The organism is Sessilibacter sp. MAH3, from assembly GCF_054658275.1.
This window is the reverse complement of the sequence record NZ_BAAGIE010000002.1, coordinates 120,844-137,483: the sequence shown is the minus strand read 5'-3', so window position 1 is coordinate 137,483 and position 16,640 is coordinate 120,844. Positions and strand designations below refer to the sequence as shown.

Here is a 16,640-nt window from a genome sequence, read left to right as displayed (position 1 = left end):
AGGTAACTAGGATTGTAAACCTAGATTTCTATTATAATGAGAGCAATCCGTATCAACCATTCGTTGTTTTTCAGAGAGCTTCAATTTTCTCTGAACTCAATTTGAAATGGCAACGTAACACGTTTAATCATTTACCGGTATTACGCTAATGGCTGAAGAAATAAGCGGTTTGCGCAGAGATTATCAACTGGCGCAGCTGAAAGAAGACGAAATGCTCACAGATCCCATTGAGCAGTTTCAAATATGGTTAAAGCAGGTTATCGACTGGGGTATTAAAGATCCTACGGCAATGACCGTAGCGACAGTGTCACCGGATGGTCAACCGTCACAGCGCATTGTTCTGCTCAAGCAGGTCGATGAGCGCGGTTTTGTGTTTTACACCAACTACGAGAGTCGTAAAGCCCAAGAATTATCGATCAATAATAAGATCAGTCTGCACTTTCCGTGGCATTTTGCCGAGCGCCAGGTAAAGGTGTGTGGTGTTGCACAAAAGGTATCCACGGCGGAATCCTTAAAATATTTCTCGTCACGTCCCGAAGAAAGCCAGCTCGCGGCTTGGGCATCGAGCCAAAGTCGTCCAATCGATTCTCGATCAATGTTGATGGCACAATTTGCGCGAATGAAAGAAAAGTTTAAAAACGGCCAAATACCCTTGCCCGATTTTTGGGGTGGTTATCGAGTGGTTCCTCATGAGATTGAGTTTTGGCAAGGTGGAAGTCATCGATTGCACGATCGTTTGGTTTATCAAAAAAATGAACAAAACCAATGGCTAATGTCGCGGCTTATGCCTTAATCATCAATTGATCAATGAGTTGTTCGAATAAAATGCAAGAAATTAATCGAGATGCAGTATTGGATTTGACCTCCAAATGGCTCTCACAAGTTGTTATTGGCTTGGGTTTATGCCCATTTGCGGCCAAACCTTGGTTGGAAGAAAAAGTTCGACTGGTAGTATTTGATGGTGAAGATTTACCGCGGTTAACAGAATTACTGCAAGAAGAGCTGGTGCATCTCAACAATACTCCGTCAGCAGAGCTTGAAACAACGTTGGTGATTACGCCAAATTGTTTGGAGGATTTCTTTGATTACAACCAATATTTAGACGTAACTGATCGTCTGATTGAAATTAATGATTGGGAAGGGATTTTTCAGATTGCGAGTTTTCACCCCAATTATCAATTTGGCGGAACGGAGGCCGAAGATCGTGAAAATCTTACTAATCGATCCCCGTATCCCATTTTTCATTTGTTAAGAGAGTCGAGTATTGCCTGGGCAGTTGAGGCTCATCCAGATCCAGATTCTATTCCTGATACCAATATTCGGCGTATGGATGCATTGTCCGACGAAGAGGTCGCCGGTCTTTTTCCGTATCTTAAGCCCCAGATTTAGGGGCTTTTATAAAGTGATCAAGTTGCGGCGACAGAATTTCGATAACGGTTGCCAGAATATTTTCATTTTCGTCTTTGAATTGATTGATTCGTCCATAGGCCTTGGTGTTTTTTGTAACCTCGTTAAGATTAAACAGAGACTTCAATCGATTCGTATTGTCGATTGCAAACAGGTACAGAGGTTCACAGGAATAAATGATATTTTGTTCCTGTAATATGGTGCCAAACGGCTTATCGCCGTTGATTATTTGTGCTTTAAAATCCTGGCGTTTGTCTGAGAGGTTTACCGTGATCAGTGCCTTAACCGCTATGTTTTTTGTTCCCTCGATGATTAAATCAACTTTTCGCGTGTAATAGGTTCCTTCGTGTTTAGAGTTGTGAACTTTCGGTATGAGCTTTTTTTCGAGAGCTTTTTCCAAATTGGCGGTAAGTTGCGATTCGGTCGCGATAAATGCGTTGTAAGGGTTGGGTATATCAGAACTCTTTAAAATCTGCGTGTCAGACGAAGACAATTGAAAGCCAGATAAGGCATCTGAAAAACTCAAAAGTGCATGGTCACTAGTATTTAATTCATCGATACTAATCGGATCAAATGCGGCCATGTATTGGTTAATGTCATCAGTAATAGCTTTGGCTTTTTCGGGCATAATAATGTCAATATGATTTCCCTGAATAAATCTGTGCGTAATCGGTGTTGTAAATAAATTTTGCCAGGGTCTGATGTCAAAAAATTTTCGAGCTGCATTTTTGGCGATGCCAAGCAAACCTGTTGATTTTAATTCGGCTGTTAAGAATAAAAAATCCCTAATGGTTTGCGGTTTGAATTTATAATTGGCGATAGATCGAGTAAGTGCTAGATTGACTTTCTCCTCTCTGGCTCGCCAACCTGTTGTTTGTCTACCGGTTATTTTGAGTAATAAATTTTTACATTGTTCTTTAATGTGCCGGAGTTTGATACCTCTTGGTGCGAAGCAATCCAAAAATATGATGGTAACCACTTCGCGATGATGAGCTAAGAGCTTTCTATACAGTTCAAAACCAATGCAACCGCCCAGAGAATAACAGGCCAAAGCAATTTTACCGTGTGGATGTTTCTTTGTGATCTCGGTGAATAACAAATCAACCAGTTCTGGCAAGTTTGCAAAGGTAATAGGGCCACCCGAATAACCGGGATATTCAAACGCAAAAACGTTGCGATATTTTAGCATCTCAGATGCCAGCGCCCGGAAAGACAGCGCATTACCAAACATGCCCGGTATGCAAAATAAGGGAATATTGTCTTCGGCGTTGTTGTTTTTTTCTAAACGTTTGAATTGAATTAAGGTTTTTGAGTCTGCTTTGTGTATATTTTCAATGGCATAGGCAATGTCTCTGGGCGTAGAAGCCTCAATCAATGATGAAGCATTAAATGGCACTGCAAATTTATTGGATAACACCATCGCCAAATCTACGGCATTTAATGAGGTTCCGCCGTGGTCAAAAAAATCAGAATCCAAATCGATATCGTCATCTTTTAATATTTCTGTAAAGGCCTCAATGGCTCTTTTTTGATAACTGTTTTCGGGTTCACCTTCGCCGGGCTTGCTGGACGATTTTTTAAAATTGTATTCTTTTAATTTTGTGTGATCTATTTTACTGGCAGAGTTTTGCGGTAAAGAATCCAAGAATGCCCAACGGGTTGGTATCATAAAGGGTTGTAAATGATTACTTAAATATTCTCTTATCGGTTTTAAATCCAATTCTTCAGGAATAATAAAGGCTGCAAGATAGGGTTCTTCGTTGTCAGGTGTAAACAATTCCACTGCGCATTCTTTTACTTCTGGCTGACTTAAAATTGCTTGTTCGATTTGTCTTAATTCTACGCGTTGACCGCGAATTTTCACTTGTCGATCTTGTCGTCCAAGAATATAAAGGGCGCCGTTTTGATCGATATATCCTAGGTCACCCGAGCGATATTCAATAACATTCGAACCTTCGCGGTAGAAGAAATTTGATGTTGAAATCTCGGGTTGTTGCCAATAACCATGTGCTGTGTACGCACTTAAAATAATAATTTCACCGACTTCATTTGACGCCAGCTCTTGGCCTTGATCGTTGATTATTTTAATGGTTACATCGCTGTAGGGTTCTCCCACAGAGATATTTTGGCCTTCGAGTGTGTGTTCGGAAACGAATTGTCTGCTAATGCAGCTGGTTTCCGTTGAGCCAAAACCATTATACAACGCAAAGAGAGTCACATAGTCTTTTTGCCATAATTCAATATCGGATTTTAATAAGGGCTCACCTGCCAGTTGTACACATCTGAGTGATTTAAAAATTGATGTATCGTTTGTTTCGCTCAGAATTTTTCGAAAGCTGCTAGGTGTTGTGTACAGCAAACTTATTTTGTGATTTTGAAGCCATTCGTAAAAGGCCTGAGAACTATTTTTGTGAACGTTAAAAATACACAAGCAAGCGCCTGATTTTAACGCACCAAAAATACTAAAAATGCTTGGCGTGTAGGTACACGCCTGAATTAAACCAATGGTATCACTCGTTAAAACGCCAAAGTCATTAATATAGTGATTAACCGAACGCAGTAAACTTTGATGTGTATGCAAAACGCCTTTGGGAACACCTGTGCTGCCCGAGGTTGATAGTAAATAGGCGGGGTTATTAGGAGAAATGTTCAGAGCAGGTTTAGTGCTGTCTTCAAAATGGATAAGTTCATCTATATTAATAATTGCAATTGTCTGTTGTAACAACTCAGTTTTATACGAATTGTTGCTATCGGTAATTAATAATACAGGTTTATTAATGCGCAATAGATTATCAATTTGCGATTCGGGTGATCGCGTATCTATTGGGAAGTAAGCGCAACCTGCGGCTAGGGTGCCGATAATGGCGAAAATTAATTCCGGTGTGTGATCAATTAATAGTGCAACAATAACGGTGGTGTCGTTTGACTGATCGCCCGTTCTTATTGATTCCTGTGACAGGCACGAAGAAACTCCATTGGCTATTTTATAGGTAATTTTTTGAAACGATTGATAATTCCAAAATTTACCGTTTTCACATTTAAGAGCTTCTTGATTTGGGTGGCGATCGCAGATACTCCAGATTTGTTCGATAATATTGTCTTCTTTGACAATCCTTCCATCCATTTTGGTCTGCTCTCCTCCATCTATTATTCACTTACCTGAGCGTCGATAGCGTTGTATTGCCTCGTCAAGCTGTATATTTAAAAACGTTTATATAAGATAAAAACAATTTAATACAATCTATATTTTTTCTATACATACTGTGATATTTGAAAAAGTGTGATGAAAGTAGTAATAAATTACAGATTAACTGTGATTTTGGTATGTTTTTTTATGATTAATTGTGATAAGAGCCAATTTTTGGTCGAGATATGAATTTTTTTATAACTATTTTTAGTACAAAAAATGTTCTTATTATTCCAATATTAGAAATTTTTCCTTGTAAAGAAATGTTTATCTGATTTATTTTTGATCAAAATAAAGTTTTTACAATCGTTTTATCTGGGTGAGCATGCAAAATTGCTTGGGCGTATTGCGATTTATAACCTTATTAAGGCACACCATTCACTGAGTTGACCGGGTTTGTGAGTTGTTGCTCGGCTCAAAACAATTCAAACGTCGATGAATTTATACCCAGAAATTCTAGATAACTCGACAAATCTTGAGTTAATAACCGGCATGAACCTATCAAATTAAGTATGGGAACTCTGATTAAATCATGGATCAGTTAATTAGAGATTCCTCGGTATTGCTTCCTCTTTTTATAGGAACGTTTTATAGGAGTTTTTGATTAAATCACGGAGTGATAATTATTGGTTCCTAGACTCCTTCAAGTTTCCTTCATTCTGTATTTCTCTATTTAATGTGTTCAAAACTCGCAATTTTTTTGAACTTACGTTTATTCATTGTGGGTAATAAACGGCATTTTAACCGGTTAAATTCTGGTTTTAATTTCAAGTCGTTGTAAAAAAGGAAATTAGTTCCGAAATATTTCACTATGAAACATTAGTGTAATAAACACCGACTAATCTAGCGCCAAATTCGATGCGCCACAAGAAATTACATCAGACGACAAACCTCGTTGATTGTGGTGACAGCTTGATACCTGACGCAAAATATATGAGGTGTAAATGAAAAGGTCGCTAACCAAAAGTTTGGTCGCGGGTGCAATCGCGCTTAGTGCTGGCTCTGTTTTGGCCGAAGACGAGCTGATTATTTACGTTTATAAAAATGGCAATGCTGCCTCAGATATTACTGTTAAATTAGATGGTCAAGCCGAGAAAAATACCGTTACAGGTGGTGCTGCGACATTCGATTTGGATGCTGGCGCGCACAGTATTCAATTAATTGAAAATGGTAAAACAATTCACAGCTTTCGTTTTAATAGTGGGCAAGGTCAATTAACCGATATTAATGTCGCTATAGATGAAGGTGTTGCACCTAAGGTTGCGGTTGAATCTTTTAGTAAGATTGAAACGGCCACCGAGAAGCGTTCTGCTCCGCAAGGCATAATTACTGGCCGTGTTACTTCTCAAGGTCAACCCGTTGCCAATGCGACTGTCTCTATAGACGGTGCGGACGTATCAACATCCACCGACGAAGACGGTGTTTATAGCATTTCTATAGCGCGCGGTGTTTACTCGGTTACAGTTTCTCATCCTGAAATGAAATTGGCTGAGCTGTCTGACATTCGTATTGTTTCCAACACTACTAAAGGCATAAATGTTACTTTATCGCCGCGTTCGGCCGGTGTTGCGGGTATTCAAATTGCGTCTCCAGATATTGAAGAAGTTACCGTTTTAGCAAAATATAACCCAAACGCATATGGTGAAAGCGAACGTTTTTCTTTAAACGTGGTTGATACTTTGGGTATTGAAGAGCTTGCTCGTTTTGGCGGTTCGGATATTGCCTCGTCTGTTATTCGTTTACCATCGGTTACTATTCAAGACGACAGCTTTGTTTTTATTCGTGGTTTAGGTGGTCGTTACGTTACGACAACTTTAAATGGTGCGACCTTACCAAGTACTAACCCAAATCGACGTTCAGTTCCGTTGGATTTATTTCCATCGAATATTGTTAGCCAGTTAGATGTTAAGAAAACCTTTTTACCGCATTTACCCGGTGAAAGTACCGGTGGTAATTTGGTTATTAATACTCGTACCTTCCCAGATGAAGGCGCAGGTAAGCTGTCAATTAAAACCGGTTTTGTTACCGATCTTACCGGTGAGACTGTAGCTTCAGATCCAGCAAACGGTGATTTTGATTTCTTAGGTTTTGATGACGGTTCTCGTAACGAACCTCTTGCGGTTGAAGCCATTGCTTTGGTTTTAAATCCAACCCTTTCCTTAGGCATTGATGGTGGTTCAACAGGTACTATCGAGCAGCCATTTAGTGAAGAAATTGAAAGACAATTGCGTCAAGCCGCTGGTTTTTTTCTCACCGATAATTTCGATTTAGATGAAACTACCGCAACGCCTAATTTGAGTTTGTCAGCAAACTACGGTGATTTCACCTACATTGGTGATAATGAATTAGGCTACTTTGCGGCAGTCAACTACAAAACCAGTTACGAACAAAAACGTGATGGTATTTCGAGAACCTATACCACCGCTGGCGACGGCACAATTAGTGATGATTTCGAATTTGATGAAAATACTTTCAAAGTTAATATAAGTGGTCTTTTATCGTTTGGTTACAATGTTGGTAATAATTCTTTCGAATCCAACACCGTTGCCTCTCGCGTAACCTCAAACCAAGTTCGAGTTTCAAATGGTACGGATGGTGACTCCGGTGAAGACAGTTTTCAGTATTTTATCGATTACGAAGAGCGCCAATTTATTTCTCAACAATTTGCTGGTGAGCATTTCTTAAATGCGAACGGTGACTTTACTACCGATTGGCAAGCAAGCATTAGCCAAACTATACGATACGCACCGGATCGTCGTGAGGTGCAATTTAACCTAGAGCAAGACGACGAGCCATTCCGATTGCAGCTGGCTAACACTTCACGTCGTTACGACGAATTAGAAGATTACAATTACGACGTTTCTAATAATTACGAATGGTTAATTAATTCTGATGGAAGTTTTGATCAGACATTAAGCTTTGGTTGGCAATATATTTTCAGAGAGCGTGATTCTGAATCTACAACCTACGGATTTAGACATACTGCAAATTCAGATCTAACACTAGCACCTAATTTGTTGGTTTCTGAAGTGATTAATGATGATAACAATACCGGCGACCCAGGTACTGGTTTGCAATTTGTCGATAGAACTCTGCCGAGTGATTCTTATGATTCTGAATTAACTCAATACGCGGGTTATATCACCTACGATTTATTCATTAATTCTGAGTTTCAATTTATTGTCGGCGGTCGTTACGAAGACTTTGAATTAATCACTGATACCTTCGAATTAACCGGTGCTCAAAGCGCGACGACTTCAACTATTGATGAAGCTACGTTTTTACCGGCCTTTGGTTTTAACTGGATTTATTCAGACGAGCAACAATTACGCTTTGCAGTTTCTAAAACCGTGAGCCGTCCAGATTTTAAAGAAGCTTCTAGTGCAACCTTCTACGATAACGAATTTAATTTCCGTGTACGTGGTAATCCAAATCTAAAAGTTTCAGAAGTATTTAACGTTGATTTACGTTGGGAATACTATTGGTCAGATAATAGTAATGTGAGCGTTGCAGCATTTTATAAAGATTTTAAAGATCCCATCGAACGCGTAATTTTAGTTGCGTCGGGTACGGCTGGTAACTCCAGAACTTTCGAAAACAGCGATAGTGCAGAATTATTTGGTGTTGAAGTCGATGGCCGAATTGATTTTCCACTCAATGAATCTCTGACACAAACCATTTTCGTGGCGAGTAACGCCAGTATTATTGATGCCGAAACCACCTTGTTGGATGGCTCAAAGAGAGATTTCCAAGGTGCGCCTGATTATACCTTTAACTTAATTTTGGGTTGGGATGATCTTGAGCGAAACCAAGAATTTACGTTGTTATTTAACCAAAACGGTGAGACGGCAAAAGATTCTGGTCGCGGAAATCAAGGTGATGTAATTCAAGAATCATTCGCCGATTTAAATTTCACTTATAAAAAGACTTTTGCTAACGAATTAACCTTTACCGCAAAAGCCAAAAATATTCTTGATTCTGAAGTCGAATTTAGCCAAGACGGTTTGACCTTCCAGAGTTATAAAAAAGGTGTCGAATTCGAAGCCGGCATCGAATGGGATTTCTAACTACAGAGCAGTTGGAAAAATCAACTAAGTCAATACAAATCTAAATCACATACGTGACATTCTAGGAGATGTTATGGATATCAAAAAACTCGTGCTGGCAACAGCAGTATTTGGCTCTCTAGGCGGATTATACGGCTGCTCTGGGGATGAAGATGCGAACATTACTATCGACGACAACAGCGTAACAACCACTACAAACAACAACACCAACAATACAAACACTGGTGGTGATGATACTAACGCTGGGTTCTTTGATAACCAAGCTGCGATCGATGCATCCGTTGCTGCTATTCCTGGTGCAACTACTCGTTCAGTGGTACGTACTAATCCAGCTACCGGTGCTGATGTTGCAGTTACCGCAGTACAGCTACCAGCGGAAATTTTGGTTGATGTTACTTTAGACTCAGACGTGCTTTATTTCTTAAATAGCCGCGTAACCGTGGGTAACGGTAACCAAGAAATGAGTGCAACCGATGGTATTTTAGCAGATGGCGTGACTGAGGTTACTTCTGCAACTATTACCATTGAAGCTGGTACTCAAATTGTTGGTAATAGCGATACTTTCGCGAACTTATTAATTACTCGTGGCTCGCAAATTATGGCTATGGGTACAGCAGCTGAGCCAATCGTATTCAGTTCTGACGATACCGACATCGACGGTTCTGGCGAGTGGGGCGGTCTTATTATTCAAGGTTACGGTCGTACCAATCTTTGTGAATATCCAGAAGATGATGGTGTGAGTGCGGCATTAGTGTGTAACTTTGATGGTGAAGGCGAGTCTGGTTTCGCAGGTGGTCACGATAACGCAGATAACAGCGGCGTGTTGAATTACGTGATTGTTGCAGAAGGTGGATTTGAGTTTGCTGTTGGCGATGAAATCAACGGTATTTCATTCCTTTCTGTAGGTTCTGGAACTGAAGTTGATTTCGTTCAAGTTCATAACAACTCTGACGATGGTATTGAGTTCTTCGGTGGTGCAGTAAATGCCTCTCACTTGGTATTAACCGGTAACCAAGACGAATCTCTAGATTGGGATGAAGGCTACGTTGGTAACGTTCAGTTCGCAATTGCGGTTCAAAACGATAATTCAGACTTCGGTATTGAAGCTGATAGTTTGGGTAACCCTGGTCCACTGTCTGCTCCAACCATTGCTAACGCGACTTTCTTAGGCGCGGGTCGTGGCGCTTCTATTCTGCACAGGTTGCAACGTACCACTGGTGCTTTCGTTCATAACTCTGTGTTGACTTCATTAACTGGCGATCCAGTATCTACATCTTGTGTTGTTGTTGAAGATCAAGCGACTTTGGATAATGCAGCTGGCATGAACCCTTCAATCGTTTATAACAACATCATTGCCGATTGTGCAACTTTCCAATTTAACGATTTTACTCCTGTTGATCCAACCGTTGCGATTGACGAGTCTACCGTTTTCTCTGTGTCTGCTATGATCGACGGTATTCTAGCTTCTGGCGCTGCTGAAGCGGCTCTTGCTGCTCCAATTGATTTCGCAGCGTTCAATGCTTCAAACACTTCAAGTACTGCTGACGTTAACTTCTTAGAAGCAACTGACTACATTGGTGCCGTTGAGCCAGGTGCAGCTACCTTGTGGTATGACGGCTGGACTGTAGACGGTTCTCTATAATTTAAATAAGAGGGAGTTTTACTTACACAGGGACTGTGAAACTCTAAAAATTAACAACTCGATTGATAGTCGTTAATTTATAAGAACTTTTAAACCCGAGCCTAGGCTCGGGTTTTTTATTGCCATAACGATATTTGATGTTTGGTTTTTGATAGTCTTTAAGAAAATTATTATTGATTTATAGTTCTTGAAGTTTGAAAAATACTGGAAATCGCATTTTTCAATTTTTAACTTCTGATTAACTTGAGAATTCCGATTAACTTAAGAATAAGTTGATCAGCGGTTCCTACGGTTATTTGCGCAATTAAATTACCGTTATTCTTCCTTTTTTATTCATAAACCCAGTGTTGATGGCAATATTTTTTGAGTGATTTTGCTATTCGATGATTGGTATTACTAAGTCACCTAATTTAAACTTTCCACTCTTAATTATTTTTGCACAAATTCCGCCGTGTCCAATCATTGCTGCCGTAGCACCGGTTCCTAGAGCTTTTTCCATTCTTGAACAAGGATGACAATGTGCCGTTCCTTCAAATATTGCGTCGCCAATTTGAAATTTCTGATGACGCAGTGCCAACAAATTAATGCCGGAAGTCACTAAATTTCGTCTCAGTAGGCCGGGTTGTATTTCGTCTTTATTCAAAATTTTGCACAGTAAGCTGATGTGCTCGTTACTGATTAATGTAATTTGTCTCGCGCTTTCGGGGGTACCATTGCAACGGCGATCGCCTTTTAATCCTAAGGTTTCTAACGCTTCACCTTCTTGAAGCTCAATCATGGGTTCACGTCGTTCTGGACGCGCACCAATCCAAATTAATTTTCCCGGCTGCATAGACGGAAGGTAGCGGCTGAATAATTTTTGTTGTGTTGTCATGATGGACCTTAAGACGATATTTTTATCAGGTTAGAGGATAAATCGCGAAAGTGAAAATATAACGAGACAAAATTCTTTCGCCAATCTGTCAGTATTCTAATTCGTCATGGTCGGTGAATATTGTGTTGAAGGAAGATTGTGTAGAAGGGTAGATTGTATTTAGATGAATAATAGAATCTTTTTTCGGGCGATTGAAATGTGAGGAGAAGTTTTAGAGCTGGGCGAAAGCTTAAGCTTTCGCCGAAAGGTGAGTTGCCAGCAGAATAAGTGCTTAGGTGCCGTAGATTTATTTGATAGAAATATTACCGCTAACAGTAGAGATGCTAATTTCACCTGTGGGTGAACCGCTGTTAAAAGTAAGAGAGCTTCCTAGCCAGCGCTTTTGATCCGCTTTGTCTTCGGTGAAAAAGTTTTTGATATTGCCGTTCATGGTTTCTATTTCGAAGGAAGCATTAACGGAATCTAAAAATGACACATCGATATCGCCACTAACAGCAGACCATTCTAGGCTTAAACGGTCGTTGCCGGTGTAGGTTTTTGTTTCAATGTCGCCAGACACGGAGCTGAATTCGGCTTCAGAAAGTTTGCCTTGATTGTTAACATCAATATCACCTTGAATCGATTCGATTTCCATGCGGGTTGCCAGGCCATCGTAGGAAATATCGCCACTCACAGATTCAATAAAGACCAGACCTTCGTGATCCATTACGCCAATATCACCGCTGACCGTATCAATGTCTAGGCGGGCGCGATTACCAGAGATTCGAACGTCGCCACTGACGGTTTCTAATTTAATATCGCCTTGGATTTTATTAATAATAAAGTCTGTTGCGGTGCCTTCAGCTGAAATCTGGGCTTGTTCCGGCAGGAATACAGTTAAAATACTACCGGATGAGCGGCCTGAGTGTTGCTGTGATTCAACCAGAATACGAACGTTATTTTCGGAGGCTTCAAAAATAAATTCTTTGGCGTGCTCATCTAAAACACCGCTAACTTTAACTTCCGGTCTGTCCCAGCTTTCGATATTAATTTTGCCCTTAGCATTTTGAATTTCTACGCGTGGGGACGTGCCTGTGGATTTTTTCTCTTCGATGCTTTGTCCGGCGGCAAGTGCTAAACAAGGCATTGCAAAAAGTAGGGTAGAAATAAGTTTCAACATGAATAATATCCTTACAATGCGATTGTATTGGCGCGATTAACTAAATTGATCTGCTGTTTTGATAGATCTAACAATTTTTTATTCAACGATGGATCATCGGGAGCTTCTTTTAACGCGTTACGAATTTGAGCCAAGGCCATTTCGATAATGGCGAGGTTTTCACGAATAACGACCTGTTCTTGAGTATTTTCAGAGCACGATTCTATTTCGGTATAGCTAACAGGGCTTATAAATGAATTATTAACCGTCGCGGGAGCCGATTTAATTTCAGCAAGCTCGGTAGAGAGTGATTCATTGATTTGTGAAACTTGCAGTGAATAAATAAGGCTTATTGCACAAACCAAAAATGAAGCTGCAACAGCAAGCTGTGGTTTTGCCCACCATGCTACTTGCTGTTTTATGGGTAGTTTTGCGTGTATCTCTGGCCATAAATCGGTAGAAGGTTCGAGTCTTCTACTTTTTAATTGCGCAAGTTTTGCGTCTAATAAATCGTCAGAGATGTGGCTGTCTTTGTTGGTCATTTTAAACTCGGTCTAATGATGACTAAATTTCTGTATCTATATTGGTTACTAAACGGCATCGCCGAACCAAGATTTAAGAGCACTTCTTGCTCTGTGCAGTTGGGCTTTGCTGGTGCCAACGGCGATATTTAACATTTCCGAAATTTCTTCATGGGTGTAGCCTTCTATGCTGTAAAGCACTAATACAGCGCGTGCTCCTTCCGGCAATTTTTGAATTGCTTTTTCCAAGTCACCGTCGATATCTAATGGTGCGGTCGCTTGATTGTCATCCGTGTTGGGGTCAATCTCTTCCTCCAACTTAGCTTTACTTCTGCGCAGTGCAGAAATCACGACATTGGCAGTAACACGATATAGCCAGGTTCCAAATTGACTCTCGCCTTTAAAGCTTTCGATTTTGTTCCAGGCGCGTACAAAAGCGTCCTGACTTAGATCTTCCGCCCAGTGGCGGTCACCGCATAATCGATAGGCGAGCGAATACACTCGTGAATTGTGTATCCGATACAGTTGTTCAAATGCCTTGGTGTTGCCCTTCTGTGCAGCCTTCACCAGTTTTGTTTCTGTCGTTTCCAATGGCTGTACTTATATCCGTTTTAGTTTGAAGTTAAGACGTGAGGTAGACGCTAAAAGGTTTACAAAATATTTTTGAAGGTAGATGTTTTGAAACGAGAAGGGAGTTATAGCAGTAAAACAGAAAGGATAAAAAAGAAAAACCAGCACAAGGCTGGTTTTTCTGAAGCTTAATTGAACAATTAAGCCGGGTAGTCGCGTGAGGTGTAACCAGTGTACAACTGACGTGGACGACCGATTTTGTACGCACCGCTGATCATTTCATCCCAGTGTGCAATCCAACCTACAGTTCGGCCTGTTGCGAAAATAACAGTGAACATTTCGGTAGGAATACCAATCGCTTTCATGATGATACCTGAGTAGAAGTCTACGTTCGGGTAGAGTTTCTTCTCAATGAAGTACGGATCTTCTAGAGCGATTTCTTCTAGACGTTTTGCAACTGCTAGCAATGGATCATTATCTAGACCAAGTTCGGCTAGTACTTCGTCACAAGTGGTTTTCATAACTTTCGCACGTGGGTCGAAGTTTTTGTATACACGGTGACCGAAGCCCATCAAGCGGAATGGATCATCTTTGTCTTTTGCTTTTGCAACGAACTTATCGATGTTTTCAACGCTGCCGATTTCGTTAAGCATGTTTAGAACAGCTTCGTTCGCGCCGCCATGAGCAGGACCCCAAAGTGCGGTAATACCAGAGGCGATACACGCAAATGGGTTAGCACCAGAAGAGCCAGCAAGACGAACAGTTGATGTTGAAGCATTTTGTTCGTGGTCTGCGTGCAATAGGAAGATTTTATCCATTGCGCGAGCAAGAGTAGGGCTAACTTCTGCTTCTTCGCACGGAGTACCAAACATCATGTGCAGGAAGTTTTCTGCGTAGCTTAATTTGTTGTTTGGATACATGAATGGCTGACCTTGAGAATGCTTGTAGCACATTGCAGCAAGAGTCGGCATTTTAGCGATTAGGCGGTGAGCAGCGATAGCGCGGTGTTCTGGGTTAGAAATATCGGTTACATCATGGTAGAAAGAAGCCATTGCACCAACAGCGCCACACATCATCGACATTGGATGAGCGTTGTGGTGGAAGCCGCGAAAGAAGCGGGCCATGGATTCATTAACCATTGTGTGGTTAGTGATGATGTCTACGAATTCTTGCTTTTGTTCTGCTGAAGGAAGTTCTCCGTTTAGGAGTAGGTAGCAAGTTTCAAGGTAGTCCGATTTTTCGGCAAGTTGTTCAATGGGGTAACCACGGTGAAGTAGAACACCTGCGTCGCCATCGATGTAAGTGATTTTAGATTCACAGGATGCGGTGGAAACGAAACCAGGGTCATAGGTGAAATAACCCTTGCTGGTTAAGCCACGTACATCGATAACATCAGGGCCGGTTGAGCCAGTAAGGACTGGCAGCTCTATTTGTTCGTCCAAACCCTCGACCGTAAGGTAAGCTTTCTTATCAGTCATAACGGACTCCTATAATAATTGCAAATTGTCTAAGCCATTGGAAATTGGTACAGGCTGTTGAATCGAAATCGTACTGCCTCGTAATTTGAATTTGTTGTTTTTATGAAACAACAAACCTGATTTTTTGGACGGATGGCATCCTTTTTGATTGTAGTGTCGCTCGCGTCTGTTCGACCCGGCGGCAAAACTATACGGCGGTAAGGATGAAAGTCAACGGATAGATCTACTCAAGAGTTCAATTAGATTGGTCTATTCAGATAGATGCTTCTTGCTGACAACAACGACTAATTTTCGAATTTCCTTCCTTTGAGCTAATTTCACTGTAGTTTGAATTTAGCTAAATCTCTACGTCTGGCTCGGTTTCTAGGCGGCTTCTCAATAAATTATGTCTATTAAAACTAAATATTGCAGACATTGAAATTAAGCTTTGGTCTATAAAATTTGAGCTTATTTCGAATTTTATTAATGCGACTAAAGTCGGTATCAGAAATACCATACAACCTTTTCACGACAGAAAACAACAGCTGTCAGTAGCCATAGACGGCTATAACGGTAATGAAATTAATGAATAATCACTACTACCTGTAAGAACTAATCGGATAGTAACAATGCATTTTACACGTCAAGTGTAAGCATGTTGTGAATTTTTTGTTGAATTTTGTTCTTCGATTTGACGAATTGCGGGTGAAAATATGCCGATTTCGGTTAAAAGTGGAAATTTTTTAATTAATTTTTTTTGACTTTTTGGTTTCTGAAAAAGTGAAAAAGGCGTCAACCCTGCGGCTCTAAAGGGTTTTTCCCATTTTTGTTGCCTCGGTTATATACATCATCCGTAAGTTGGACTAATTGTAATTTCGAAGTCATATATCTATAATTTCGCGCGTTCTTACAGGGGGAATTACGTGCGAAATTCGCTAGATTCCACAGCTTGTGAGCGAGGCATTTCCCGCCGACTATACAAAAATAGCCTTTCTTGAACTGGCTCCCTTTTGGTAGCGAAATAAGGTAGCACTAACCGTGAACAAAAAAAGACCTGTAAATCTAGATATCTCAACTATCAACCTTCCTATCACCGCTTACGTTTCTATCCTTCATCGTGTCTCTGGCGTCATTCTTTTTGGCGTTGTTGCATTATTGCTTTGGGCATTAGGCACAAGCTTGAGTTCCGAAGAAGGTTTTGACAGTGTGAAAGAAGTCTTCGCCAGTCCTTTAGTTAAGTTAATTATTTGGGCTAGCTTGGCAGCACTTGCGTATCACCTAGTTGCTGGTGTACGTCACTTAATCATGGATGCCGGTATCGGTGAGTCCCTTGAAGGTGGTCGTGCTGGTGCAAAAATCGTTGCTGTAGTGGCAGTTATATTGATTCTGTTAGCGGGAGTTTGGGTATGGTAACAGCAGTTACGAGTTTTGGACGTAGTGGACTTTACGATTGGTTAATCCAACGTATCAGTGCTGTTGTCCTAGCGTTATACACATTATTCATAGTCGCGTATTTAATCGCGAATCCAGGTTTAACTTACGAACAATGGGCCGGTCTTTACGATCAGCTTTGGATGCGTATATTTAGCCTTGTTACTCTCCTTTCTATTATTGCTCACGCTTGGATTGGATTGTGGTCGGTTCTTACAGACTATTTAACGTATCGTGCGATCGGCTCTAAAGCGGTTGTAGCTCGAATTGTGGCACAGGTGTTTTTGGGTGCTGTGGCTATTGTATACACCGTTTGGGGTGTTGAGATATTGTGGGGTCTATAAGT

General features: G+C 40.7%; 12 protein-coding genes. 6 read left to right on the top strand and 6 right to left on the bottom strand.

Translation table 11 applies throughout. From position 1 onward, the window contains the following. The first annotated feature begins 148 nt into the window (after positions 1–148). Positions 149–793, top strand: coding sequence for a pyridoxamine 5'-phosphate oxidase (gene pdxH / locus ACYQ2C_RS02130; RefSeq protein ID WP_460048724.1), 645 nt, complete (start codon positions 149–151; stop codon positions 791–793). A 32-nt stretch (positions 794–825) separates the two neighbouring features. Further along, on the top strand, positions 826–1,389 hold the full coding sequence (locus ACYQ2C_RS02125; protein WP_460099647.1) for a DUF1415 domain-containing protein: 564 nt from the start codon (positions 826–828) through the stop codon (positions 1,387–1,389). On the opposite strand, the gene ACYQ2C_RS02120 is transcribed toward ACYQ2C_RS02125, so the two are convergent. Further along, positions 1,373–4,531: a non-ribosomal peptide synthetase gene (locus ACYQ2C_RS02120; RefSeq protein ID WP_460099650.1), complete on the bottom strand. Its 3,159-nt coding sequence runs from the start codon at positions 4,529–4,531 to the stop codon at positions 1,373–1,375. The genes ACYQ2C_RS02125 and ACYQ2C_RS02120 overlap by 17 nt on opposite strands. Positions 4,532–5,538: 1,007 nt before the next feature. Here ACYQ2C_RS02120 and ACYQ2C_RS02115 point away from each other — a divergent pair. Beyond that, positions 5,539–8,661 (top strand): TonB-dependent receptor, encoded by a 3,123-nt coding sequence (locus ACYQ2C_RS02115; protein ID WP_460099652.1) that lies wholly within the window; start codon positions 5,539–5,541, stop codon positions 8,659–8,661. A 73-nt stretch (positions 8,662–8,734) separates the two neighbouring features. Beyond that, positions 8,735–10,303, top strand: coding sequence for a hypothetical protein (locus ACYQ2C_RS02110; protein WP_460099655.1), 1,569 nt, complete (start codon positions 8,735–8,737; stop codon positions 10,301–10,303). Between the two features lie 376 nt (positions 10,304–10,679). Here the strand turns inward: ACYQ2C_RS02110 and ACYQ2C_RS02105 are convergent, their stop codons facing one another. The 5 genes from ACYQ2C_RS02105 to gltA form a co-directional block, all read right to left on the bottom strand. Then, positions 10,680–11,177, bottom strand: coding sequence for an MOSC domain-containing protein (locus ACYQ2C_RS02105; RefSeq protein WP_460048716.1), 498 nt, complete (start codon positions 11,175–11,177; stop codon positions 10,680–10,682). A 286-nt stretch (positions 11,178–11,463) separates the two neighbouring features. Beyond that, entirely contained in the window at positions 11,464–12,336 is an 873-nt protein-coding gene (locus ACYQ2C_RS02100) for a DUF4097 family beta strand repeat-containing protein (RefSeq protein WP_460099658.1), read from the bottom strand. Between the two features lie 11 nt (positions 12,337–12,347). Further along, positions 12,348–12,857, bottom strand: coding sequence for a hypothetical protein (locus ACYQ2C_RS02095; protein ID WP_460048713.1), 510 nt, complete (start codon positions 12,855–12,857; stop codon positions 12,348–12,350). A gap of 48 nt (positions 12,858–12,905) precedes the next feature. After that, positions 12,906–13,403 carry an RNA polymerase sigma factor gene (locus tag ACYQ2C_RS02090; RefSeq protein WP_460099661.1) on the bottom strand — a complete coding sequence of 166 codons (498 nt, stop codon included), beginning with the start codon at positions 13,401–13,403 and terminating at the stop codon, positions 12,906–12,908. Positions 13,404–13,606: 203 nt separating this feature from the next. Continuing rightward, a complete protein-coding gene (gene gltA / locus ACYQ2C_RS02085; protein WP_460048710.1) occupies positions 13,607–14,884 on the bottom strand; it encodes a citrate synthase in 1,278 nt (425 codons plus the stop codon). A gap of 1,017 nt (positions 14,885–15,901) precedes the next feature. Between gltA and sdhC the strand changes: the two genes are divergently transcribed. Next, complete coding sequence (gene sdhC, locus ACYQ2C_RS02080) at positions 15,902–16,276, top strand: succinate dehydrogenase, cytochrome b556 subunit (RefSeq protein ID WP_460048708.1); 375 nt, start codon at positions 15,902–15,904, stop codon at positions 16,274–16,276. Next, positions 16,270–16,638: a succinate dehydrogenase, hydrophobic membrane anchor protein gene (gene sdhD / locus ACYQ2C_RS02075; protein WP_460048706.1), complete on the top strand. Its 369-nt coding sequence runs from the start codon at positions 16,270–16,272 to the stop codon at positions 16,636–16,638. The genes sdhC and sdhD overlap by 7 nt, the downstream gene beginning before the upstream one ends. The last annotated feature ends 2 nt before the right edge of the window (positions 16,639–16,640 follow it).